Origin of the sequence: Streptomyces sp. NPDC048270 (assembly GCF_040652335.1) — a bacterium.
Lineage (GTDB): Bacteria > Actinomycetota > Actinomycetes > Streptomycetales > Streptomycetaceae > Streptomyces.
This window is the reverse complement of record NZ_JBEZLV010000006.1, coordinates 81670-105166: the sequence shown is the minus strand read 5'-3', so window position 1 is coordinate 105166 and position 23497 is coordinate 81670. Positions and strand designations below refer to the sequence as shown.

General features: G+C 75.2%; 20 protein-coding genes. 11 read left to right on the top strand and 9 right to left on the bottom strand.

Annotation, left to right across the window (positions count from 1 at the left end; genetic code table 11):
- Positions 1-136: 136 nt before the first annotated feature.
- Complete coding sequence (locus AB0D66_RS08405) at positions 137-928, bottom strand: aspartate/glutamate racemase family protein (RefSeq protein WP_362298565.1); 792 nt, start codon at positions 926-928, stop codon at positions 137-139.
- 672 nt (positions 929-1600) lie between these two features.
- On the opposite strand from AB0D66_RS08405, the gene AB0D66_RS08400 reads away from it, so the two are divergent.
- The 5 genes from AB0D66_RS08400 to AB0D66_RS08380 all read left to right on the top strand — a co-directional run bounded on the left by AB0D66_RS08400 (position 1601) and on the right by AB0D66_RS08380 (position 7691).
- Positions 1601-2779, top strand: a complete 1179-nt coding sequence (locus AB0D66_RS08400; RefSeq protein ID WP_362298562.1) for a glycosyltransferase — start codon at positions 1601-1603, stop codon at positions 2777-2779.
- A 246-nt stretch (positions 2780-3025) separates the two neighbouring features.
- Positions 3026-3532: a DUF6643 family protein gene (locus AB0D66_RS08395; RefSeq protein ID WP_362298559.1), complete on the top strand. Its 507-nt coding sequence runs from the start codon at positions 3026-3028 to the stop codon at positions 3530-3532.
- A 55-nt stretch (positions 3533-3587) separates the two neighbouring features.
- A complete protein-coding gene (locus AB0D66_RS08390) occupies positions 3588-4412 on the top strand; it encodes an MOSC N-terminal beta barrel domain-containing protein (protein WP_362298556.1) in 825 nt (274 codons plus the stop codon).
- Between the two features lie 105 nt (positions 4413-4517).
- Positions 4518-5129 carry a hypothetical protein gene (locus tag AB0D66_RS08385; protein ID WP_362298553.1) on the top strand — a complete coding sequence of 204 codons (612 nt, stop codon included), beginning with the start codon at positions 4518-4520 and terminating at the stop codon, positions 5127-5129.
- A 102-nt stretch (positions 5130-5231) separates the two neighbouring features.
- A complete protein-coding gene (locus AB0D66_RS08380; RefSeq protein WP_362298550.1) occupies positions 5232-7691 on the top strand; it encodes a right-handed parallel beta-helix repeat-containing protein in 2460 nt (819 codons plus the stop codon).
- Here AB0D66_RS08380 and AB0D66_RS08375 read toward each other — a convergent pair.
- Entirely contained in the window at positions 7633-10224 is a 2592-nt protein-coding gene (locus AB0D66_RS08375; protein WP_362298864.1) for a hypothetical protein, read from the bottom strand. The genes AB0D66_RS08380 and AB0D66_RS08375 overlap by 59 nt on opposite strands.
- A gap of 274 nt (positions 10225-10498) precedes the next feature.
- On the opposite strand from AB0D66_RS08375, the gene AB0D66_RS08370 reads away from it, so the two are divergent.
- On the top strand, positions 10499-10987 hold the full coding sequence (locus AB0D66_RS08370) for an SRPBCC family protein (protein WP_362298545.1): 489 nt from the start codon (positions 10499-10501) through the stop codon (positions 10985-10987).
- Positions 10988-11048: 61 nt separating this feature from the next.
- On the opposite strand, the gene AB0D66_RS08365 is transcribed toward AB0D66_RS08370, so the two are convergent.
- Positions 11049-12215 (bottom strand): PLP-dependent cysteine synthase family protein, encoded by a 1167-nt coding sequence (locus AB0D66_RS08365; protein ID WP_362298541.1) that lies wholly within the window; start codon positions 12213-12215, stop codon positions 11049-11051.
- 198 nt (positions 12216-12413) lie between these two features.
- Here AB0D66_RS08365 and AB0D66_RS08360 point away from each other — a divergent pair, with 198 nt between their 5' ends.
- The gene (locus tag AB0D66_RS08360) at positions 12414-12962 is read left to right on the top strand and encodes an ATP-binding protein (protein ID WP_362298538.1); all 549 of its coding nucleotides are present in this window, start codon (positions 12414-12416) and stop codon (positions 12960-12962) included.
- Positions 12963-13102: 140 nt separating this feature from the next.
- Here the strand turns inward: AB0D66_RS08360 and AB0D66_RS08355 are convergent, their stop codons facing one another.
- Both AB0D66_RS08355 and AB0D66_RS08350 read right to left on the bottom strand, forming a co-directional pair.
- A complete protein-coding gene (locus AB0D66_RS08355) occupies positions 13103-14365 on the bottom strand; it encodes an ROK family protein (RefSeq protein WP_362298535.1) in 1263 nt (420 codons plus the stop codon).
- 43 nt (positions 14366-14408) lie between these two features.
- On the bottom strand, positions 14409-15062 hold the full coding sequence (locus AB0D66_RS08350; protein WP_362298532.1) for an alpha-ketoglutarate-dependent dioxygenase AlkB: 654 nt from the start codon (positions 15060-15062) through the stop codon (positions 14409-14411).
- Positions 15063-15099: 37 nt separating this feature from the next.
- Between AB0D66_RS08350 and AB0D66_RS08345 the strand changes: the two genes are divergently transcribed.
- Complete coding sequence (locus AB0D66_RS08345; RefSeq protein ID WP_362298529.1) at positions 15100-15843, top strand: maleylpyruvate isomerase family mycothiol-dependent enzyme; 744 nt, start codon at positions 15100-15102, stop codon at positions 15841-15843.
- A gap of 135 nt (positions 15844-15978) precedes the next feature.
- Positions 15979-16497, top strand: a complete 519-nt coding sequence (locus tag AB0D66_RS08340; RefSeq protein ID WP_362298526.1) for a hypothetical protein — start codon at positions 15979-15981, stop codon at positions 16495-16497.
- Positions 16498-16589: 92 nt separating this feature from the next.
- Here the strand turns inward: AB0D66_RS08340 and AB0D66_RS08335 are convergent, their stop codons facing one another.
- Both AB0D66_RS08335 and AB0D66_RS08330 read right to left on the bottom strand, forming a co-directional pair.
- Positions 16590-17585 carry a spherulation-specific family 4 protein gene (locus AB0D66_RS08335; RefSeq protein WP_362298523.1) on the bottom strand — a complete coding sequence of 332 codons (996 nt, stop codon included), beginning with the start codon at positions 17583-17585 and terminating at the stop codon, positions 16590-16592.
- Positions 17586-17743: 158 nt separating this feature from the next.
- Positions 17744-18442, bottom strand: coding sequence for a TetR/AcrR family transcriptional regulator (locus AB0D66_RS08330; RefSeq protein ID WP_362298520.1), 699 nt, complete (start codon positions 18440-18442; stop codon positions 17744-17746).
- Between the two features lie 155 nt (positions 18443-18597).
- Between AB0D66_RS08330 and AB0D66_RS08325 the strand changes: the two genes are divergently transcribed.
- Positions 18598-19056 carry a nitroreductase/quinone reductase family protein gene (locus AB0D66_RS08325; protein ID WP_362298517.1) on the top strand — a complete coding sequence of 153 codons (459 nt, stop codon included), beginning with the start codon at positions 18598-18600 and terminating at the stop codon, positions 19054-19056.
- Positions 19057-19378: 322 nt separating this feature from the next.
- Here AB0D66_RS08325 and AB0D66_RS08320 read toward each other — a convergent pair whose 3' ends face one another.
- Entirely contained in the window at positions 19379-20611 is a 1233-nt protein-coding gene (locus tag AB0D66_RS08320; RefSeq protein ID WP_362298861.1) for a geranylgeranyl reductase family protein, read from the bottom strand.
- A gap of 256 nt (positions 20612-20867) precedes the next feature.
- Between AB0D66_RS08320 and AB0D66_RS08315 the strand changes: the two genes are divergently transcribed.
- Positions 20868-22232: a dipeptidase gene (locus AB0D66_RS08315; RefSeq protein ID WP_362298514.1), complete on the top strand. Its 1365-nt coding sequence runs from the start codon at positions 20868-20870 to the stop codon at positions 22230-22232.
- Between the two features lie 82 nt (positions 22233-22314).
- Here AB0D66_RS08315 and AB0D66_RS08310 read toward each other — a convergent pair whose 3' ends face one another.
- Complete coding sequence (locus tag AB0D66_RS08310) at positions 22315-23352, bottom strand: NUDIX domain-containing protein (RefSeq protein ID WP_362298511.1); 1038 nt, start codon at positions 23350-23352, stop codon at positions 22315-22317.
- Positions 23353-23497 lie beyond the last annotated feature (145 nt).

The following is a 23497-nucleotide window of genomic DNA, read 5'->3' as shown; positions in this document are numbered from 1 at the left end:
TGGGCGAAACCGGGGGGCGGAGCTGGGACCGGCGCCGCCCGGCACGCCGGTCCGCCCAGGCCGGCTGCGGCGTCGGCCATCGCCGGAGCTCCTGTCCGGCGGAGCCGTGCCGATCAGCCCGGGGCGGGGGGCGGCGTCAGCCGACGACGGCGTCCCGGCCCGCGAGCAGGCGGCCCTCCGCGTAGCCGAGGGCGGCGGCCGGGAGCGTGCCGAGGCGGCCGCTGCGCAGGACGGTCAGGCCGCCGGTGGCCGGCAGGCCGGGCTCGGGCCGGGCGCCGATGCGGCGCAGCGCCTGGACGGCCACCGGCTCGGCGGATCCGTGGAAGACCAGCTCGGCCCCCCGCGTCCGCTCGGCCAGCGCGGCCCGGATGGCGGTCTCGACCAGCTCGTAGTGCGTGCAGCCGAGCACCACGTCGGTGACGTCGGCCGGGGTCAGCGCCGCAGCCGCGGCCACGGCGGCCGTCACGGCCTCGTCGTCGGCGGTCTCCACCGCGTCGGCCAGACCGGGGCACGGCACCTCGGTGACCCGGGCTCCGGCGGCGAACTCGCCGATCAGCCCCCGCTGGTACGGGCTGCCGGTGGTGGCCGGGGTGGCCCAGATGGCCACGCGCCCGCCGGCGGCCGCGGCCGGCTTGATCGCGGGGACGGTCCCGATGACCGGGATCCCGGGCTCCAGCTCCGCCCGGAGAGCCGGCAGGCTGTGCACGGAGGCGGTGTTGCAGGCGACGATCAGCGCGTCGGGGCGGTGCGCGGCGGCGGCACGGGCGACGTCGAGCGCGCGTCCGGTGAGGTCGGCGGGCGTCCGCGGACCCCAGGGCATGCCGTCGGGGTCGGAGGACAGGACCAACTCCGCGTCGGGCCGCAGCCGCCGCACCATCGCGGCCGCCGCGAGAAGGCCGATTCCGGAGTCCATGAGCGCGATCTTCACGCGCCCACCTTAGTCGACACCCCCACCGCACCTCCCCGAAGGCCCGCGCCCGCCCGCCCGCCACACCACCACCACGCGACCCCCACCACCCCGACCGAAACCCCCGACACCGGTCACCGCACCGCCCTGAAGACCCGCGCCCACCCGCCCGCCAGACCCCATACCGCGCGACCGCCACCGCACGGACCGAAACCCCCGACCACCACCCACCGCACCCCCCGAAGACCCACGCCCCCGCCGAACCGAAACCCCCACCACCACCCGCCGCAGCCATGCGCCACCCGGCATCGCGCGGCCACGGAAAACACGCCCCCGCCGCCCGGGGCCACCTGGGGCACCGCACCACGGCCCCACCCCGCGCGAACCCGGCCTCCCCGGCCCACACGCCAGGGACCGGCCCCCGACCCGCCCCCGAGAACCCCCCAGCGAGGGCCGCTCCACCAACCCCGCCGCCCCAGCCCGCCCGTCCCGGCCCGCCCCGCCCCGCCCCGTCCCGGCCCGCCCGCCCCGGCCCGTCCTGGCCCGCCGGCCCCCGGCCGCCCCCGCCCGCCGACCCCGGCCCGGTACCGCCCCCCGCGCGAGCGGACCGGCCCCGCGCCGGCGGACCGGGCGCCACGCGCGCCGCGCGTCCGGGTGCGCGACACGCCCCGCAGGGCCCGGCACACTGCCGCCATGGGCACCCTCATCGCCGCCTGTGCGGCCTACGCCTCACTCGCCGCCTGGCTCTGGCTCACGCTCGCCCAGGGCATGTTCTGGCGCACCGACGTCCGGCTCCCGCCGCGCACCGCCCCCGCCCGCTGGCCCTCCGTCGCCGTGGTCGTCCCGGCCCGGGACGAGGCCAAGGTGCTGCCCCGGAGCCTGCCCTCGCTCCTCGCCCAGGACTATCCCGGCGAAGCCGAGGTGATCCTGGTCGACGACGGCAGTACCGACGGGACCGGCGCCCTCGCCCGGCGCCTCGCCGGCGAGCAGCCCGGGCTCCCGCTCACCGTGACCTCCCCCGGCGACCCGGCCCCCGGCTGGACCGGCAAGCTCTGGGCCCTGCGCCACGGCATCGCGCTCGCCCGCACCGCGCACCCCGCCGAGCCCGACTACCTGCTCCTCACCGACGCCGACATCGCGCACGAACCCGACAGTTTGCGCGAGCTGGTCTCCGCCGCCACCTCCGCCGACCTCGACCTCGTCTCCCAGATGGCCCGGCTGCGCGTCGTCGGCGTGTGGGAGCGGCTCGTCGTACCCGCCTTCGTGTACTTCTTCGCCCAGCTCTACCCCTTCCGCCGGATCAACCGCCCCGGCGCCCGCACCACGGCGGCCGCCGGCGGCTGTGTCCTGCTGCGCACCGAGGCCGCCGTCCGCGCGGGCGTGCCCGACGCCATCCGGCAGGCCGTGATCGACGACGTGTCCCTGGCGCGCGCCGTCCGGCGCTCCGGCGGCCGGATCTGGCTGGGCCTGGCGGAGCGGGTGGACAGCGTGCGCCCGTACCCCGCGCTCGGGGACCTGTGGCGGATGGTCTCGCGCAGCGCCTACGCGCAGCTGCGCCATCAGCCGCTCCTGCTCGCCGGGACGGTCGCCGGCCTGGTGCTCGTCTACCTCGTGCCGCCGGCCGCCCTCCTGTCCGGGCTCGCGTCCGGGCGGCCGGCCACCGCGTGGGCCGGGGGCCTGGCCTGGCTGCTGATGGCGGGCACGTACCTGCCGATGCTGCGGTACTACCGGCAGTCCCCGGCACTCGCTCCGCTGCTTCCGCTCACGGCCCTGCTGTACCTGTTGATGACCGTCGATTCGGCCGTGCAGCACTACCGGGGGCGCGGTGCGGCGTGGAAGGGCCGTACCTATGCCCGCCCCAGCGACGCCTGAAACGGCGAACTGCTGCCCGAAACAACGTCATCCGAGGTCACCGGCTTGTGACGCTGCGTCAGCACCAAGTCGGTGCACTGCACAACCGGTGGGTACGAGTGCGCACAAGACGGGGTGGAAGTGGCGAATCGTGCACGTGAACGTCAAATGAAAGGTGAGGTCCTGACCTGGGAATATGCAGGTCAGGACGGTGTTGACGACACCTCGCTATGGACCCGGTGAAGCCGTGGGCTTAACTTAGGTCCCATGACCTCCCCCCGCTCCACTTATGGCGGCGGTTACTACTCCGCGCCCTCCTTCCCGGACACCCCCATCTACGACTCGCTCGTCGCCGAACGCGGCACTCCGCAGATCGCCCCGATCCGCGTCCCGGCTGCCTACGAGTCCCCCAGCGCCGGGTATTCGAGCGGTGGGTACCTGCCGGCCCTCGCGTCGTCCCTGCCGGCGCTGCCCCCGGCGATGCCGCAGCAGCAGGCTCCGGCGTACGGGTACCCCTACCAGCAGCAGGCCGCGCAGCAGCCGATGCCGCTGCAGCACGCGCCCGCGCCGTACATCCCCCAGCAGCAGCAACAGCCGCCCCGCGGCGCGTTCGTGCCGCAGCACCAGCCGCAGCAGCCCCGCCCGGCCGCCATGGCCACCGGGTACGAGGCCATGCGCCCGGCCGCGCCGCGCCCGATGCCGGCTCCCGCGCCGGTGCCGGCCGCCGGGTACGAGGATCCGTACGGCCGTCCGTACCAGGGGCGCGGCTACTGACCGACCCGCGGATATCCGCTGGGGCCGCGGAGGGGGCGACTGGCAGGATGCCCTCATGTCGAACTTGCACGTCCAGGCGCTTCACGTCCATCCCGTCAAATCGGTAGCGGGGACCGCTCCCGACGAGGTGGCCGTGGAGCCCTGGGGCCTGTCCGGGGACCGCCGGTGGGCGCTGGTCGACGCATGGGGCACGGTCATCACCCAGCGCCAGCAGCCGCGACTGGCCCTGGCCGCGGCACGTCCGGCGGCCGGGGGCGCGATCGCGCTGTCGGCGCCCGGAATGCCGGAGCTGTTCGTGGAGGTGCCGGGACCGGGTCCGTTGGAACCGGTCCTGCTGTTCGGGAAGAAGGTCGAGACCGCGGTCGCGGCGGGCACGGCGGCCGACTGGTTCAGCGCGTACCTCGGGGTGCCGGTACGGCTGGTGCACCTGGACGATCCGGCCGTACGGCGGCCCGTGGACCCGGAATACGCCCTGCCGGGCGAGACGGTGAGCCTGGCCGACGCCTACCCCCTGCTGCTCACGACCCTGGCCTCGCTGGACGCGCTCAACGCCCTGATCGCGGGAGGGGACCACCCCGCGGAGGGGCCGCTGCCCATGGACCGTTTCCGGCCCAATGTGGTGGTGGCCGGGGCCGGGGCGTGGGCGGAGGACGGCTGGCGGCGCATCGCGATCGGCGACGCCGAGTTCCGCGGGGTCCGGGAGTGCGGGCGGTGCGTCGTCACCACCACCGACCAGCGCACGGCGCAGCGGGGCAAGGAGCCGCTGAAGACCCTGGCCGCGCACCGGCGGATCGGCAAGTCCCTGGCCTTCGGCCGGCACCTGGTGCCGGTGCGGCTGGGCACGGTACGCGTCGGCGACGAGGTCCGCGTCCTGGAATGACACCTTCGAGGGGCTCTGCCCCTCGACTGGAACCACCGGTGCGACCACACCGTTGGATCAGTCAGGACAGGACGGGTGGCTGGCGTACGTAGGGGGAGCCGGACCGTGTGGACAGCAATGGGAGTGTGGCGCTGGCGGCGCAATCCGCTGCGCCGGCCGACCGATCTCTTCGAGGCGTGGGTGGCGTTCGCGGCGCTGCTGTGCGTCCTGCTGGTGGCGCCGGCCATCGGCTGCGTCGCGGGCATACAGGTGGACGGGACGCTGCAGCAGGCCGCCCTCGCACAGCGGCAGGAGCGGCACCTCGTCCCCGCGGTCGTGGTCCGGCCGGCGGCGGAGTCGGCGGCGGACGCGTCCGCCGATCCCTCGGCGCAGCGGACGGCCCCGACCCGGACCCAGGTGGTCGCCGCGTGGACGGCGCCCGACGGCAGCAGCCATCAGGGGACGGTGCCGGCCGCCGAGGAACCTCCGCGCGCCGGCGAGCAGTTCCGGATATGGACCGATGCCCGCGGCCGGCTGGTCGGACAGCCGCTCGATCCGTCCGTGGCCGCCCTGCACGCGGCGGTCGCGGGCCTGGCCGCCGCGCTCGCGGCGGCCGCGCTGGCGGAGACGGTCCGCCGCCTGGTCGTACGAAGGCTGGTGCATCGGCGGTACATACGCCTGGACCGCGCGTGGGCGGCGGCGGGGCCGGACTGGGGCCGGGCGGGCGCGGGCAGTTGACCTGGCAACTCACGGGCCCCGCGCGCGCTACGGTGGACCGGCCAGACCAGACCGGCCGCATCGGCGGCCCGGCGAGTACGAGGGTGGGGGCACGACAGCACCATGGCTCAGGGCACGGTCCAGGTGACGCACGGCGGGGCCTCGCGCTGGCGGCGCCGCTCCGGTGAGTATCCGACGCTGGCCGCGGCCCTGGCCGTCGCGGGCGACGGGGACGTCCTGTCCCTCTCCCCCGGCACCTACCGCGAGAACCTGGTGCTGAACCACGCCGTGACCCTGCGCGGGCCGGAGGGCGGGCTGGGTTCGGTGCGCATCGCCCCGCCCGACGGGGTCGCGCTGACCGTGCGCGCCTCGGCCGTGGTCCAGGACCTGCACCTGGAGGGACAAGACCGGGCGGCTCCCGCGCTGCTGGTGGAGGACGGCGCCCCCGAACTCACCGACCTGCGCGTGAGCACCCGCTCGGCGGCCGGCATCGAGGTGCGCGGCAGCGGGGCCCGGCCCCTCGTGCGGCGGTGCACCGTGGAGAACCCGACCGGGGTCGGCATCGCCGTACTGGACGGCGGCGGCGGGGTGTTCGAGGAGTGCGAGGTCGTTGCCGCCGGGCAGACCGGGATCTCGGTGCGCGGCGGCGGCCGCCCGCGCCTGGAGCGCTGCCGGATCCACCACGCCACGGGCGCGGGCATCGGGGTGACCGGCGAGGGCTCGGGCCTGGAGGCGCTGGGCTGCGAGGTGTACGAGATCAAGGGCAGCGGGGTGCAGGTCGCCGCACGCGCCACGGCCCGGCTCACGGACTGCTCGGTGCACCGCACCTCCGCCGACGGGGTCACGCTCGACACCGACGCGACCCTCACCCTGGCCGGCTGCGACATCCACGACATCCCCGAGAACGCGGTCGACCTGCGGTCCCGTTCGGTGCTCACGCTGAGCCGCACGACGGTGCGCCGCTTCGGGCGCAACGGACTGTCGGTGTGGGACCCGGGGACGAGGGTCGACGCGCAGTCCTGCGAGATCCACGACAGCACGGGCGACTATCCGGCGGTGTGGATCAGCGACGGGGCCACCGCCTCCCTCGACTCCTGCCGGGTCCACGACGTGCCGGACGCGCTGTTCGTGCTGGACCGGGGTTCGCGGGTCGACGTGGTCGACAGCGACCTGTCCCAGGTGCGCAACACCGCGGTGTCGGTGAGCGACGGGGCCACCGCGCAGCTCGACGACTGCCGGATCCGGGAGGCCGCCACCGGGGCGTGGTTCCGCGACCACGGCAGCGGCGGCACGCTCGCCAACTGCACCATCGACGCCGTGCAGACCGGGGTGATCGTCACCAAGGGCGCCGATCCCACCGTGGAGCGGTGCACGGTCACCTCGCCCGCCGAATCCGGCTTCTACGTGTCGGCGGGCGGCCGCGGCAGCTTCACGGCCTGCCGGGTGACGGGCAGTGCCGGCTTCGGGTTCCACATCCTCGACGGCTGCCGCACCACCCTCGCCCGCTGCCACACCGAGCGCTGTGCGCGCGGCGGGTACGAGTTCCCGGAGGACGGGCCGGTCGCCGAGGGCTGCACGGGCGACGGGTCCGGCCTGCGCGCCCAGGCGGCCGCGGACGGGGCGGTCTTCGCCGGGGCGCGGGCGCAGTCGCGTCCGGCGGGCCCGGCGCACAGCCCCGTACCGCAGGCGGCGGAGGTCCCGGTGGCGCGGTCGGCGGACGCGGCGGACGGTCAGGACGGCGGCCCGGCCGCGGCCCGCGGCTCCGGCGAGGTGCTGGGCCAGCTCGACGCGCTGGTCGGCCTGGACAGCGTCAAGCGCGAGGTGCGGGCGCTCACCGACATGATCGAGGTGGGCCGGCGACGGCAGCAGGCGGGCCTCAAGGCGGCTTCGGTGCGCCGGCACCTCGTCTTCACCGGCTCACCGGGCACGGGCAAGACCACCGTCGCCCGGCTCTACGGGGAGATCCTCGCCTCCCTGGGCGTGCTGGAGCGCGGGCACCTGGTGGAGGTGTCCCGGGTGGACCTGGTCGGCGAGCACATCGGGTCCACGGCGATCCGTACGCAGGAGGCCTTCGACCGGGCGCGCGGCGGGGTCCTGTTCATCGACGAGGCGTACGCGCTGGCGCCGGAGGACTCGGGCCGGGACTTCGGGCGCGAGGCGATCGACACCCTGGTGAAGCTGATGGAGGACCACCGGGACGCGGTGGTGGTGATCGTCGCCGGGTACACGGCGGAGATGGACCGGTTCCTGACCGTGAACCCGGGCGTGGCCTCCCGCTTCTCCCGGACCATCACCTTCGGCGACTACGGCCCCGAGGAGCTGCTGCGGATCGTGGAGCAGCAGGCGGAGGAACACGAGTACCGGCTCGGGGAGGGCACGGCCGAGGCCCTGCTGGACTACTTCACGGAGCTGCCCAAGGGCCCGGCCTTCGGCAACGGCCGCACCGCGCGCCAGACCTTCGAGTCCATGGTCGAACGGCACGCGGGGCGGGTGGCCCAGCTGCGGGAGCCGAGTACGGACGAGCTCACCCTGCTGTTCCCGGCGGACCTGCCGGCCCGGCCGGCCCAGCCGGCGCCCTGCTGAGCCGCTGACCGGGGACGTCAGGGCCGGGTAGGTCAGGCTCTGGCAGGTCAGGCTCTGGCAGGTCAGGGTCTGGCAGGTCAGGACCGGGTACGCCCCCAGCGGCTGCCGGGCGGGGCCCCGGGGCCCGCGCCGCCGGGTCCAGCCGCGCGAGCAGGGCGTCGCGCTCGGCGGCGAAGGCGGGGTCGGCCTGGTAGTCGGAGTGGCCGAGGATCGGCGCGGGCAGCGGGTGGCGCGGGCTGCGGCCGTAGGCCACGGGGTCGGCGAGCGGGCCGCGGTCGACGGCCCGCGGGGTGCCGGGGAGCACCGGCCCGCCGATGGGGTCGGTGGCCCGCCACAGGTTGCGCCAGCAGTCCACCTCGCGGTGGAGCGAGGTGAGCGGTCCGGGGCCGAAGTAGGCCGGGAACCAGCGGCCGTAGAGCCGGCCGAGCGGGGACCCGTAGGTGAGCAGGGCGACCCGGCGGCGGACGGGCGGCGGCAGCTGCCAGACGGCCGCGGCGGCGAGCACGCTGCCCTGGGAGTGGCCGGAGATCACCAGGCGTCCGGCCGTGCGCGCGGTCCAGCCGGTCATCCGCCAGGTCAGGTCGGGGACGGCGCGCTCGGCGTAGCAGGGCGGGGCGAAGGGGTGGGCGGCACGCGGCCAGAAGGTGCCGACGTCCCACAGGATCCCGATGGTGCGGCGGGCTGCGGGATCCCGGTAGGCGCGCCGGCCCCAGGTGACGAACAGGACGAAACCGAGGCCGATGAGCCAGGACCCGGTGTCCTGGGCCGCCCGGGCGGCGGTCTCCAGGAACGGGCCGCTCCCGCGGGCCGCTTCGCCCGGCACCCGCCCCCCGATCCAGGCTCCGGCGAGGGCCCCCGCGCCGAGCAGCAGGGTGATCCCGGAGACGGCCGCCACGAACCACGGCGCGGAGTCGGTGAGCGCGGCGGCGGTCCGGGCCCCCGCGATCCGACGGCTCCGCGTCCGGTCGGGCACCTCCCCCGGGTACTCGGCGGCGACGGTCCAGGCGAGCCTGCGCCCGGCCCGGGCTCCGCGCACCGCGAACCAGGCGGCGACCAGAGCCAGTACGAGCAGCAGCGGGGGCAGGACCGCGGCCTGCCAGGACAGCAGCACGGGCGGCCCGGGCAGCGGCGCCCCGGCCATCCCGGGGGTGGCGCCGCCGTCCAGCCAGTCGGCGACCCGCTGGGCGACCCCGCCGGACATCACCCCGCCGAGCGCGCAGCCCAGCATGGCGATGGCGGGCCCGCCCAGGCCGTGCAGGGCGGCGGCCGGATCGGGGGCCCGGCGGTGCAGAGCGGCGGCGACCACGGCGAGGGCGAGCACGCACAGGCCCTGGCCGAGCATGAGCGCCCCGAAGGCGAAGTCGCCGGGGAGGCGCCCGGCTGAGGTCCAGCCGGGGCGCGACCAGCAGGCGTACAGGAGGACGGCGGCGAGGAGGGCGAGGGCGGCGCCGGGCAGCAGGGTGACGGCGGCATGGTCGATCCGGCGGTCGGGCCGGGCCTCGCTGCGGCCGCGCCGGCCGACCACCCAGGCCACGCTGAGCCCCCCGGCGGCGAGCAGCGCCTCCAGCGCCCAGCCGGCGGCTTCGAGCACGGGGGCTCCGGCGGCCCGGTCGTGGCGGGCGGTGGGCAGGGCGACGGCCGCGGCCACCGTGAGCAGCCCGGCCGCGGTGTGGGCGGCGCGCAGCCGGGCCACGATCCGTCGCCCGTACCAGAATCCGGGGCGGCCGAGGGCGGGCGCGGTGTCCGGGGCCGTGTCCGGGTCGGGGGCGCCGGCGGGCGGCGGCTGGGACTCGTAGGCGCTCCAGGTGCGGTTCGACAGGTACCAGAGCAGCCCCGTCAACGCGGCGGGGACCAGCGCTCCGAGGGCGAGCCGGCGCCCGGGCTGGGCCCACCAGCCGCCGTCGGCGAGGAATCCCAGCCAGGAGCGGTCGGCGGTGCAGGTGCCGGATCCCGCGCACTGCCAGGCGAACAGGTCGAGCGCGACCTCGCAGGCGGCCGCGATGAGCAGCACGGTCAGGCTGAGCGCGAGGATCCGTACGAGGACCCCGTACGTGCGGACCGCGCGGGGCGCGGGGTCGGCGTCGGGCGTGGCCGGCCGGGCCCAGTGGGCGAGGTTGGCCACCATGAAGGGCAGGAGCAGCAGCCACAGGGCGCGGGCGCCGTTGCCGGAGGTGAGCCGGGACCAGCAGTAGGCCTCGGGGACGGGCCGTCCGGCGTACCGCTCGGGGCGGGCTTCGGCGTCGGCGTCCTCGGTGCGGCGGAAGACGGCGGCGGTGGAGTCCCCGGTGACGCGGACGGTGCGCGGATCGCCCAGCAGATCGGCGGGGGCGGCGCCGGCCACTCCGTGGACCAGCAGCTCGAGGGCGAGCGGCGGGGGCGGGACCTGGGGCGGCTGCGGGCTTCCGCCCGGGCCCGGGGGCGGTTCCGGGCTTCCACTCCGGACCAGGGGCGGTTCCGGACGTCCGCTGGGGCCCGGGCCCGGAATCGCGGCCGGTTTCGGGCTCGGGTCGGGGACGGGCGGTGGTACGGGCATCTCCGGGGGCTGCGGCACGGCTGGCTCCGCTCGCGGGGCGGGATCGGCGCGGTTCCAGCATCCCCCGCGGCGGGGGCCCGTGGCCAGGGCCACGCGCCCGCAGGCAGCGGAAAACCGCTCCGGAGCGGACATCTGACGAACAGCCAGCTATGGTGGCGCGCGCAACCGTTCGGCGTCCGCCCCCGCCGTCGCCCCGCCGTCGCCCCCGCCGTCGCATCAGCCGCCGCATCAGCCGCCGCATCAGCCGTCATACGCACCAACGGGAGGTACCGCCATGGCTCGCCGACTCCGCCCGGTGGGGATGGACTTCATCGAGACCGCGCCGGTCCGGCTCGTCTTCGCCGCCGAGGCCGCGGCGCCGCCCGAGGCGGTGTACCAGGCGCTGGCCGAGGAGGTCGAGGCCTGGCCGCGCTGGTTCGGGGCGGTCACGCTGGCCCGCCCCACGCACGGCGGCGCGGGCCGGGAGGTCCGGCTGAGGGGCGGGGTGAGGTTCCGGGAGACCATCATGGCGGCGGATCCCGAGCAGCGCTACGCGTACCGGGTGGACGAGACCAACGCCCCTGGGGTGCGGGCCCTGTTGGAGGAGTGGCGGCTGACGCCCGCCGGTTCGGGCACGCACGTCCGGTGGACCTTCGCCGCGGACGGCCCGACGCCCTTCCGGCTGGCCCTGACGGCCGTCCGTCCGGGTCTGGGCCACTCCTTCCGCACGGCGGTCCGCGCCCTGGACGGCCGGCTCACCGGCCGCCGCGCGGCCGGCCAGTAGCCGTCCGCCCGGCCGACCCCGCCTCCACGACGGCGGGTTGACCCGAAGGGGCGGCGGACGGTCAGGCGGCCGAGGGTTCGCGCCAGACTCCCGTCGCCAGCAGCGTCTCGAGGGTCTTCGTGTACGGGGCGATGTCGAGGCCCTGCTCCGCCAGCCAGCTGTCGGAGTAGTACTTGTCCAGGTAGCGGTCGCCCGGGTCGCACAGCAGCGTGACGACGCTGCCCTTGCGGCCGTCGGCCACCATCTCCGAGACGATCTTCAGGGCGCTCCACAGGCCGGTTCCGGTGGACCCGCCCGCCTTTCGCCCTATGGCCGTCTCCAGCGCCCGGCAGGCCGCGACGCTCGCCGCGTCCGGGACCTTCATCATGCGGTCGACGGCGCCCGGCACGAAGCTCGGCTCCATGCGCGGCCGTCCGATGCCCTCGATGCGCGAGCCGCAGTCGCTGCTCGCGTGCGGATCGTTGTTGGTCCAGCCGTCGAAGAAGCAGGAGTTCTCCGGGTCCGGGACGCATACGCGGGTGTCGTGCTGCATGTAGTGCACGTAGCGCGCGATCGTCGCGGAGGTGCCGCCGGTGCCGGCCGTGGCCACGATCCAGGCGGGCTCGGGGTACCGCTCCAGGCGCAGCTGCTGGTACATCGATTCGGCGATGTTGTTGTTGCCGCGCCAGTCGGTGGCCCGTTCGGCGTAGGTGAACTGGTCCATGTAGTGGCCGCCGGTGCGGGCGGCGAGCTCCGCCGACTCCTCGTACATCTTCATCGAGTCGTCCACGAAGTGGCACTCCCCGCCGTGGAATTCGATGAGGCGGCACTTCTCCGGGCTGGTGGTGCGCGGCATGACGGCGATGAACGGGACGCCGATGAGCTTGGCGAAGTACGCCTCGGAGACGGCGGTGGAGCCGGACGAGGCCTCGATCACCGGGCGGCCGGGGCGGATCCACCCGTTGCAGAGCGCGTAGAGGAAGAGCGAGCGGGCGAGGCGGTGCTTGAGGGAGCCCGTGGGGTGCGTGGACTCGTCCTTGAGGTAGAGGTCGATGCCCCAGTCCTCGGGGAGGGGGAAGCGCAGGAGGTGGGTGTCCGCGGAGCGGTTGGCGTCGGCCTGGACCTTGCGGACGGCTTCTTTCAGCCAGGCGCGGTAGTGCGCGTCGCTGCGGTCGACGTCGATGGTCGTGGCCGTCGTGCCGGTGGTGCGGGTGGTCCCCGTCGTTCCGCTGGTGCCGGTGGTGCTCATGCGCCGTGCTCCTTCGTGCGTGTATTCGCCCCCTGCTTTCGCAATGTACCTCCCTCACCTGCACAAATAGTCACTTTGGGTTTCCATGCGGATCGCTTTCGATCGCGTTCGGTTGCACTGCGGGGCACCGTGGGTGACCCTGGTGGAGCATTACCGAGGGTGCAGCACCCGTAACACTCATGTCGGGGAGTCGCAGCCGTGATCAGTCATTCCAGAAGGCACTGCGTCGTCGAACTGCAGGCCTTGCCGGCGCGTATAGGCCAGATCCGCCGGATCGTTTCCGCGCAGTTGCGCCACTGGCAGCTCGATCCGCTCATCGACCGGGCGGCGCTCGGCGTGACGGAGCTGCTCAGCAACGTGCACCGCCATGCGCAACCGGACAAGACCTGCACCGTCGAGATCGAGTTCCGCCTGGGGCGGCTCACGGTCTCGGTCATCGACAGCGATCCGCGCCTTCCGGTGCTCCGGGAGGCGGCGATGGACGCGCTGGAGACCTGCGGGCGCGGGCTGGCGCTCGTGGAGGCGCTCAGCGAGGCCTGGGGCGCCCGGCACCAGGCGGACGGACCGGGCAAGGTCGTCTGGTTCTCGCTCACGGCGGCCCCCGCGACGGTGGCCGCGCCGCGTCCGGTGAGGATCTCGAGCAAGCCGGTACGGGAACCCGCCCGGACCGCACTCGTCGCCGTGGACCCGGGCGCCATCTCGGCGGGCCTGTCGGTGGCGGCGTCGGTCGGCGCCAGGCCCGGGTAGCGCACGGCCGCCCCGGCCGCCGGAGGCCGACCCGGGAGGCGCCGGGCCGCGCCGCGCACGCCGCACGGCCCGGACCACGCGCCCCGGACCACGCGGCCGCGGCCCCCGGTGCCCGGCCCCCGGTGCCCGGCCGCAGCAGGCTAGGCCGCCGCGCCCAGGGCTCCCAGCGGGTCGTCGAGCACCGGCTGCCACGCCAGCTCCGCCGCGCCCACGAGGCTGTTGTGGTCCAGGGTGCACGGCAGGATCGGCACGCTGCCGCTGCGCCCCCACAGGCTGCGGTCCGCGACCACCGCGCGCAGCCGCTCCGGGTCGGCGTGGAGCAGCTCCCGGTGCAGTCCGCCGAGGATGATCCGGTCCGGGTTCAGGATGTTCACCAGCCCCGCGAGGCCGAGGCCGAGCCGGTCGATGAGCTCCTCGGCGGCCGCCCGTACCGCCGGCTGCGCGTACTCGCTCCGCAGCAGGTCCCGTGCCTGCTGGAGCAGCGAGACCTCGGGGCCGGGGCTGCGTCCCGCCGCGGTGAGGAAGGCCAGCGGGTCCGCCTCCACGTCCAGGCAGCCGCGGCTGCCGCAGTGGCAGGCCCGCCCCTCGGGGTTCACGGTGAGGTGGCCGACCTCCAGGGCCAGCCCCGAACTCCCGCTGTGCAGGCGGCCGTCCAGCACCAGCGCCCCGCCGACCCCGCGGTGCCCGGTGGCCACGCACAGCAGGTGCTGCGCACTGCGCCCCGCACCGTGCCGGTGCTCGGCCAGGGCGGCGAGGTTGACGTCGTTCCCGGTCAGGGCCGGGCCGTCGATCCCGGCGGCCTTCACGCACTGCGCGAAGACGGCCCGTACCGGAGAGCCGGCCGGCCAGGCCACGTGCAGCGGGTTCAGCGCCGTGCCCTCCGGCTCGGCGACGGCCGAGGGGACCGCGAGGCCCGCGCCGACGCAGCGGCGGCCGGTCCGCGCGAGCAGCTCGGCTCCGGCTTCCACCACCGCGCCGAGCACCTGCGCCGGGTCGGCGGACACCGTGACCTTGCCGGGAGCGGTGGCCACGATCCGGCCTCCGAGGCCGACCAGCGCGGCCCGGAACCCGTCGGGGTGCACCTGGGCGGCCAGCGCCACGGGGCCGTTCTCGTCCACGGAGAGCCGGTGCGAGGGGCGGCCCTGGGTGCCGCCCGCGCCACCGGGGCGCGAGTCGACGCGGATCAGCCCGAGGGCCTCCAGCTCGGCGGCGACCGCACCGGCGGTCGCGCGGGTGACCCCGAGCTCCGCCGTCAGGACGGCCCGGGTCGGCGCCCGGCCGGTGTGGACGAGCTCCAGCGCAGGGCCGAGGGCGCCGCGGCCCCGCTCCAGTTTGGTCCTCGCGGAAGCCGCGGACACCGTGGTCACATCCCCCACCCGCCGCGGGGCCCCGTTGCCGTTCATGCACCCGATCCTCGCATGATCGGAGGGCGCCGGACGCCGCCCGCTAGCCGAGCCCGCCGACCCGCAGCGTGATGTTCAGCCGACCGGTGAGCCCGAGCCCTTGCGGCCCCGTGCCCGGCAGGACCTTCGGCACCCCGTGATAGGCCAGTCGGCTCGAGTTCCCGAAGACGAACAGGTCGCCGCTGCACAGCCGCACGTCCTGGTAGGGCCGGCCGCGCGAGGCGGTGTTCCCGAAGCGGAACACGCAGGTGTCGCCCAGGCTGAGCGAGACCACGGGCGCCCCGGACCGCTCCTCGGCGTCGCGGTGCATGCCCATGCGGGAGTCGCCGTCGTAGAAGTTGACCAGGGCGATGTCGTAGACGACCTCGGGCCCAGGCGGCGTCCCGTAGGCCGCGGCCACCGCCTCCCGCCCGAGGTCGGCGAGCCAGCGGGGCATCGGCTTGACCGGGGTCCCGTCGCCGTCGACGGCGGTGCGGGCGTAGCCGTACGGGTACCAGTGCAGCCCGAGGCACACCTGCCGGGCGGTCATCGTCCCGCCGCCCGGGGTCCGTACCGTACGCAGGCCCGCGGGCGGGCGCGCCCACGCGCGGCAGGCGGCCAGCAGCTCCCGCTGCCGCGCGGCTGCGATCCAGTCGGGAACGTGCACGGCGCCCGGCGCGATCACGGTCCGCTCGCGCGGGAAGAGTTCCCGGTCCATACCTTGATTGTCGCGGACCGGCTGACAGACTTCCCGTATGGAGATCACCTCATACGTCAAGGCCCTCGAGCGGGAGGGCGAGCTGCTCGCCGAGCTGGCGGAGCGGGCCGGTACGGACGCCCTCGTGCCCACCTGCCCGCAGTGGCGCGTCGCCGACCTGCTCCGGCACACCGGGGCGGTGCACCGCTGGGCGGCCGGTTTCGTCGGGGAGGGCCTGCTGGACCCGGTGCCGTTCCCGGACGCGCCCGAGCTGACCGGCGGGGAGCTGCTGGCCTGGTTCGGCGAGGGCCACGCGGACCTGGTGCGGACCCTGGCCGAGGCGCCGGCCGACGTGCAGTGCTGGACCTTCCTCCCGACGGCCGCGCCCTCGCCGCTGGCCTTCTGGGCGCGGCGGCAGGCCCATGAGACGGCCGTGCACCGGATGGACGCGGAAGCGGCGCTCGGTGTCGTGTTCTCGCCGGTCGACCCGGAGTTCGCGGAGGACGGGGTGGACGAGCTGCTGACCGGCTTCCACGCGCGCCCGCGCAGCCGAGTACGGACCCCGGAGCCCCGGGTGCTGCGGATCAGGGCCTTCGACACGGGTGCGGTGTGGACGGTGCACCTTTCGCCGGAGCCGGCCCGTACGGTGCTGGGCGGGGCGGACGACCCGGTCGACTGCGAGGTGTCGGGCGAGGCGGGCTGGCTGTACGCGGCCCTGTGGAACCGGCTGCCGCTGGCGGGGCCCGGAGTGACCGGCGACTTGGGGCTGGCGCGGCTGTGGAGCGAGGCCGCGGGGATCTGAGGCCGACCGGGGCGGGAGGCCGACCGGGCGGGAGCCGAGGGGGTACGGGGGCGGGGCCGGCGGCCCGGGGGCGCGGCGGGCCGGCCTCCCGGTGTTCTGTAGGGTCTGCTGCTCCAACGATCTTGGGGGTAGCAGATGTTCCTTTCCACCGCGCGGGCCACCGCCGTGCTGGCCGTCGCGCTGGCGGCGTTCGCGGTCTCCTGCGGCGCGGACCCGGCGGCTGCGCCCGCCGGCGCGGCCGCGCCGTCCTCGTCGGCCCCCGCTGCCGCGTCCGGCTCGGCGTCGGCACCCGCGCCGGCGTCCTCGCCGAGACCCTCGTCCTCGGTCCCGGCCGACGCCTCCGTGCCGCCCGAGAAGGTCCGGGACGCCTTCGCGGGGCTCCAGGCGACGCTGGACGACACCTGCACCCCGGCCCAGTGCTCCTACTTCCTCAACCGCGTCTACGACGAACTCCACCGCATGGACCGCGCGATGAAGGCGGACCCCAAGGGGCCCGGCCACTTCCCCGAGCCGATCGCGCTGATCGCGAAGCTCGACGCGGAACTGGGCGGCGACCGGTCCTTCGAGAACCTGAAGGAGCACCAGAAGTCGCTGATCGGCACCCGGGACAAGATCAACACGTGGATGCAGGGCCACCCGGACGACTACCGCTGACGGCTGACCGCCGACCCGCTCCGGACGGGTGGACGGGCAGCGGGGTGGACCGAGCGCCGGAGCCGTCGACCGTGGGGCGCCAGGGGCGGCCCTCAACCGAGGGTGGCGGCGTGGTCGGTCTGGCTGCGGAACTCCCATGCCGGGCCGGTGTTCCAGGGGTTGGGCATGGCCGCGCTGGTCGCGTACGCGTAGCCCGCTCCGCGGTCGAAGGCCGTGCGCAGGGTCGAGCGCATCGCGTCGGCGTCCGGCACCTCGTGGACCAGGTGCCAGAACGCGGTTCCGGTCGGGTCGAGTTCGCTGCCGGCGCGGTAGCCGTCGCGGGCGTCGAAGACGTTGCCGCCGAGCCAGCCGCCGCCCGTGTACGCGGCGTAGGTGTCCTCGTAGGTGACGAAGACGTCCGCGGTCCGGTGGCCGGGTTCCAGGTAGCAGTCGGCTATCGCCGTGCCGGGGTTGTTGACGACGAGGCCGGGGACGGCGGGGTCGACGGTGTCCATGGCGTCCTCGACGTAGCTGCGGAGCTCCGCGTAGTGGTCGCGGGTGGCGTTGCCCGGACCGCAGTCGCGGCTGACGACGTCGAAGAAGATGCCGTCGACGTGGAGTCGGCCGTCCGGGGACTTCAGGTAGTTGTCGACGGACGCCTTGACGGCGGCGGCGTCCCGGTTGCCGTGGTCGGTGTGGACGTAGCCGAGCACCTTGGTCCTCTCGCCGGTGGCGGTGGTGCCGCCGCGCAGGACATCGGCGCGGGCCCGCCAGGCGGCGTCGAACGGGGCGTCGCCGTTGCCGGGGTTGAGAACCACCACGGAGGCGGCCGGGCCGGTGGCGGTGAGATCGGCCAGCATGCGGTCGTTCGCCCAGACGTACGCCGGGACGCCGATCTCCAGGCCCCGCACGCCCGGCATCCGGGGTACGGGAGGTGCGGTGGGGCTGGGGGCGGGCGCGAGCGAGGGCGCCCGGTCCGCCCGCGACGGGTCCCCGCCGCGCACCGGGTCCGCGCCGCGCACCGGGCCGCCCGCCGTGACGGCGGGGGACGGAGCGGCGAGTAACGCGGTGACCAGTACGGCGTACAGGGCCTTCACGGCGCGGCGCATGAACGTTCCTCCGGCGGCGGCAGGGGGGTGTTCGACCCGAGGAACACTAGACGGGCGGCCGGTGCTTCAAGGCTGAACCGCCCGCATTCGTCAGACAAACAGAAGAGCGAGTCGTCCCCGCTTCGCGTGAATCCGCCCCGGGGTCCGCCGCCTTCACCTCATACGGCCGGCAGCCCCACCCCGTGCGCGAGCTGGCCGGCGGCGTGCGCGAAGAAGCCGGCCCGGTCCTCGACCACCCGGTTGAACTGGCCGAACAGCTCGAAGGAGACCAGGCCGACCAGTTGGGCCCAGGCGGCGACCAGCGCGGCGGTGACCTCCGGGGGCAGCCCGTCGGCGAAGTCGGCGGTCATCCGGACGGCTTCGGGGCGCAGCGGCGCGGGGAGCGGCGGCAGGGCCAGACCGCGGCCCTCGTAGGCGTCGCGGGCGATGGCGATGAACGCGTTCCCGACCCGGGAGGCCGGGCCGATGGTGTCGGCGGGAGCGCTGTAGCCGGGGACCGGGGAGCCGTAGATGAGGGCGTACTCGTGGGGGTGCTCCAGCGCCCAGGCGCGCACGGCCTCGCAGACGGCGACCCAGCGGGCGCGGGGCGCGCCCCCGGCGGCGAGGGAGCGGGCGTCGGCCTCCTCGGCCGCCGCGCCGACGCTGTCGTACGCGTCGACGATGAGGGCGGTGAGCAGCTCGTCGCGGCTGGGGAAGTAGCGGTAGAGGGCGGAGGAGACCATGCCCAGCTCGCGGGCGACGGCGCGCAGCGAGAGCTTGGCGGCGCCTTCGGCTGCGAGCATGCGGCGCGCCTCGTCCTTGATGGCGGCGGTGACCTCGATGCGGGCCCGTTCCCTGGCCCCTCGCACGGTGTTCATGCGCGCCAGTGTGCCACGCGGACAGAGCACTGCCCAAAAATCAGAGCTCCGCTCCCTTTCGAGAGCACTGCTCTTGATTTGGTGCGCCGATCCGTGCACACTGATCTCAGACGAGAGCAGTGCTCTCCATTTGGATCGCCGCACCGGAGGCCACCATGAACGCGTCCCGCCCGTACTACGCCCAGGCCGGCCCGCTCGCCGTCCGCTTCAACGCGCTGTTCGGCAAGCTGGCCAGGATCGGCATCAGCCTCGCCGGTACGGCCGAGCTGTCGGTCCGCGGCCGCACGTCCGGCGCGATGCAGCGGATCCCGGTCAACCCGCACACGTACCGGGGCGCGCAGTACCTGGTCTCGGCCCGCGGCCACTCCCAGTGGGTCCGCAACATGCGGGTCGCCGGCGGCGGTGAACTGCGCGTGGGCCGCAAGGTGCGCACCTTCACCGCCACCGAGATCACGGACCCCGTCGAGCAGGCGGCCATCCTGCGCGCCTACCTGGAGAAGTGGGGCTGGGAGGTCAACCGCTTCTTCCAGGGGGTCACGGCCGCGTCTTCCGACGCGGAACTCCGGGCGGCCGCGGGCGACCACCCCGTCTTCCGCATCACGGTCTCCACCTGACCGCCCGCCTGGCCGACCGCCCGGCTCACGCCGGAAGGCCGCCGGCGGCGGTGAGGCGGAGCCGCGAAGTCCGACCGACCCCCGGCGCGGGGAGGCCGCCGACGGCGTGAGGCGGGGCCGCGAAGTCCGACCGACCCCGGGCGCGGGAAGGCCGCCGGCGGCGGTGAGGCGGAGCCGTGGAGTCCAGCCGACAGCCCGCACCGCCCTCCTAGCTCCCCTGCCCGTCCCCTGCCCGTCCCCTGCCCGTCCCCGCCGGCCGCCCGCCTGCCAGCCGGCCGGCCAGCCAGTGAGGTAGCCGGCTGGCCAGCCCGCCGGCCAGGGCCTACGCCTGGCCGCGGTCGCCGCCGCGGGCCGCCTGCCGGGCGTCCAGCGCGTGCAGCGCCCGGCGCGCCAGCGGGTACGTACGCACCAGATCGGCCAGGGTCGTCGAACCCCGCGTGATGCGGGCGAAGGCCCGCCACGCCGGCCGGAAGCCGGTGATCACCGCGTGCAGCAGCCCCGGCCGGGCCTCGAAGACGGCCAGCATCCGCCTGCCGACGCCCATCTCCACGCCCAGCCCCGCCTTCACGGCGAAGGCGTAGTTGAGCGCCTGGCGGCGCGCGTCCACCCCGTCCTGCGCTTCGGAGATCTTCACCGCCCACTCCCCCGCCAGCCGCCCGGAGCGCAGCGCGAAGGAGATGCCCTCACGGGTCCACGGCTCCAGCAGTCCGGCGGCGTCGCCGGCCACCAGCACCCGGCCGCGCGACAGCGGCGAATCGGGCGTACGGCAGCGGGTCAGGTGCCCGGAGGAGACCGCCGGTTCGAAGCCGGCGAGTCCGAGCCTGGCGATGAAGTCGTCCAGGTAGCGCTTGGTCGCGGCGCCCTCGCCCTTGGCCGAGATGACGCCGACGGTGAGGGTGTCGCCCTTGGGGAAGACCCAGCCGTAACTGCCGGGCAGCGGACCCCAGTCGATCAGGACCCGGCCCTTCCAGTCCTCCGCGACCGTGTCCGGGACGGGGATCTCCGCCTCCAGGCCCAGGTCGACCTGCTCCATCTCGACCCCGACGTGCGCGCCGATCCGGCTCGCGCTGCCGTCCGCCCCGACCACCGCGCGGGCCAGGACGGTCTCGCCGTCGGCGAGCACCACGGCGACGGTGCGCCGGTCGGGCACGGCCGCCCCGTGCTGCTCGACCCGGGCCACCGCGGTGCCCGTGCGCACGGTCGCGCCGACCTTCTCGGCCTCGGCGACCAGGCCGGCGTCGAACTCCGGCCGGTTGATCAGCCCGAACAGCATCTGCTTCGAGCGCCGGGTCCGGGACAGCTTCCCTTCCAGGGAGAAGGTGACCGCGTGGATCCGGTCCTTGAGGGGCAGCACGAAGCCCGGCGGCAGGGCGTCGCGCGAGGGCCCGATGATGCCGCCGCCGCACGTCTTGTACCGGGGCAGCTCGGCCTTCTCCAGCAGGAGCACGCGCCGCCCCGCCGTTGCCGCCGCGTACGCCGCCGAGGACCCGGCGGGCCCGGCCCCGACCACGACCACGTCCCACACTTCGCCGGTCTCCCCGCTGCCCCCGGCCACCTCGTCGTCCGCCCCCCGTGCGGCGTTCCCCGCGTTTGCGTCGCGTACGTCGTCGCTGTCGCTGTCGCTGCTCACGATGTGCTGCTGCTCCTGATCACCCGTTGCTCCGATGCCGGGGAAATCCTACGGCGAGACACCGCCCCGTTCCGCTGTGCGAGGATCGGGACTGTCTTTCGCCGTAGCCGGCATACGCACACCCATGCGGATGCGGGTGGCGTACACAGAGCACAACGTCGCACCCAAAAGGAGCGTGCCCATGTCCCAGAATCCGATCGCCGAGACCGTCGCCTCGCTGATGCCCCGCGCCAAGCGGGAGCTGACCGAGCTGGTGGCCTTCCAGTCGGTGGCGGACTGGGCGCAGTTCCCCAAGAGCGAGAGCGAGGCCGCCGCGAACTGGGTGGCGGACGCACTGCGCGCCGAGGGCTTCCAGGACGTGGCGCTGCTCGACACCCCGGACGGCACCCAGTCCGTGTACGGCTTCCTGCCCGGCCCCGAGGGCGCCCCGACCGTCCTGCTCTACGCGCACTACGACGTGCAGCCGCCGCTGGACGACGCCGCCTGGATATCGCCCGCGTTCGAGCTGACCGAGCGCGACGGCCGCTGGTACGGGCGCGGCACCGCCGACTGCAAGGGCGGGTTCATCATGCACCTGCTGGCGCTGCGCGCCCTGAAGGCCAACGGCGGTGTGCCGGTGGGCGTGAAGGTGATCGTCGAGGGCTCCGAGGAGCAGGGCACCGGCGGCCTCCAGCAGTACGCGCAGGCGCACCCCGGGCTGCTGGCCGCGGACACGGTCGTCATCGGCGACGCGGGCAACTTCCGGCTCGGCCTGCCGACGGTGACCGCCACCCTGCGCGGCATGACCCTGATCAAGGTCAAGATCGACACCCTGGGCGGCAACCTGCACTCCGGCATGTTCGGCGGCGTGGCCCCCGACGCGCTGGCGGCGCTGATCCGGCTGCTGGACTCGCTGCGCGCGGCGGACGGTTCGACGACCGTGGACGGGCTGGCCTCGGACGCGGTGTGGGAGGGCCTGCAGTACCCGGAGGCGGACTTCCGCGCCGACGCGAAGGTGCTGGACGGGGTCGAGCTGATCGGCGAGGGCACGATCGCGGACCGGCTGTGGGCCCGTCCCGCCGTGACGGTGCTGGGCATCGACTGCCCGTCGGTGGTCGGCGCGACGCCGTCGGTGCACGCGAGCGCCGGCGCGCTGATCAGCCTGCGGGTGCCGCCGGGCGTGGACACCGCGGAGGCCATCAAGCTGCTGGAGGCCCATCTGACGGCGCACACGCCGTGGCAGGCGAAGCTGGAGCTCGAGGTGGTGGGCCAGGGCCAGCCGTTCCAGGCGGACACCAGCAGCCCGGCGTACGCGTCGATGGCGGCGGCCCTGCAGGCGGCGTACCCGGGCCAGGAGATGCAGGTCGCCGGCATGGGCGGCTCGATCCCGCTGTGCAACACGCTGACGCAGCTCTACCCGGACGCGGAGATGCTGCTGATCGGGCTGAGCGAGCCGGAGGCGCAGATCCACGCGGTGAACGAGAGCGTCTCGCCGCAGGAGCTGGAGCGGCTGTCGGTGGCGGAGGCCCTCTTCCTCGTCAACTACGCGGAATCCAAGCGCGGCTGACACCGGCCGCTTCGCGGGCCGGCGGGGGACGCGGCCGCCGCCTCGCGAAGGCGGCGGCCGGCCCCGGGTGCCGGGCGTCCGGTCAGCCGACCGGGACGCCCGCCTCCAGGTACAGCGGACGGCCGCGTTCCCGGGCGCGCAGGGCCCAGCGCAAGCGCTCGTAGCGGTGCTGCGGGAGCAGTCCGGCGGCCTCGGTCTCGGTGACGAACCGCCAGGCCCGCAGTTCGGGGCCGGGCAGCCGGAGGCCGGCCGCCGCGCCGTCCGGGAGGCGGCCTCCGTCGAAGAGCAGGCGCAGGCCCCCGAAGCCGGGCGGCTGCGGGCGCTCCCAGTCGACGACCAGCAGCCCGGGGGCCCGGTCCAGTACGAGGCCCAGTTCCTCGGCGACCTCCCGTACGCCCGCGCACGCCGGTGCCTCGCCGGCTTCGACGACGCCGCCGGGGAACTCCCAGCCCGCCTTGTACGTCGGATCCACCAGCAGCACCCGGTCCTGGTCGTCGAAGAGCAGGACCCCGGACGCCACCGTCTCCCGTGTGGGCTCCGGGGTCTGCACGATGTCGCAGACGGGCGCCGCCTCGGTGCGCACGGCTTCGGCGATCCGCTCCGCGGTCTCGCGCACGCTCAGGGCGCCGTTGTCGATGACGTGCGCGTCGGTGGTGAGCCAGCCGAGCGCCTGCTGGTAGGCGGGGATGTGGTCGTAGGCCCACTGGCGGACGCGCAGGTCGACGTCCTGCGGCTCCCCCGGCTCCTCGCGCGTCGCGATCCGCGCGCGCAGGATCGTTTCCGCTGGGGCCAGGAGCACATGGCGCACCGGAATCCGCCGGGCCGCCAGCGCGCCGAAGATCTCGTCCCGGTACTCCTGCCTGAGCAGCGTCATCGGTACGACGAGGACCCCGCCCAGTTCCGTGAGCATCGCCGCCGCCGTGTCCACCACCAGCCGGCGCCAGCTCGGCAGGTCCTGGTAGTCGCAGACCTCCGCCAGGCGTTTGCGCGGCAACAGCGCCCGCAGCGCGTCGCCGATCAACTCCGGGTCGAACAGGGTGCTGTCCGGCAGGATCCCGGTCAGTTCGCGGGCCGTGCTGGTCTTCCCGGCGCCGAATGTGCCGTTGATCCAGACAATCACGTCTACCCCTCTCCCCATGGCTCGTCCGGAGCCCCCAGTGGCTTGCCCGTCCCACCCTGGCACGGAAACCTCACTATCGGCCGAGTGCTTATCCTCAAGGTCAGCGCCCCGTCCGATATCTCCGGAGGTTTCCCCGCCGTGCCCC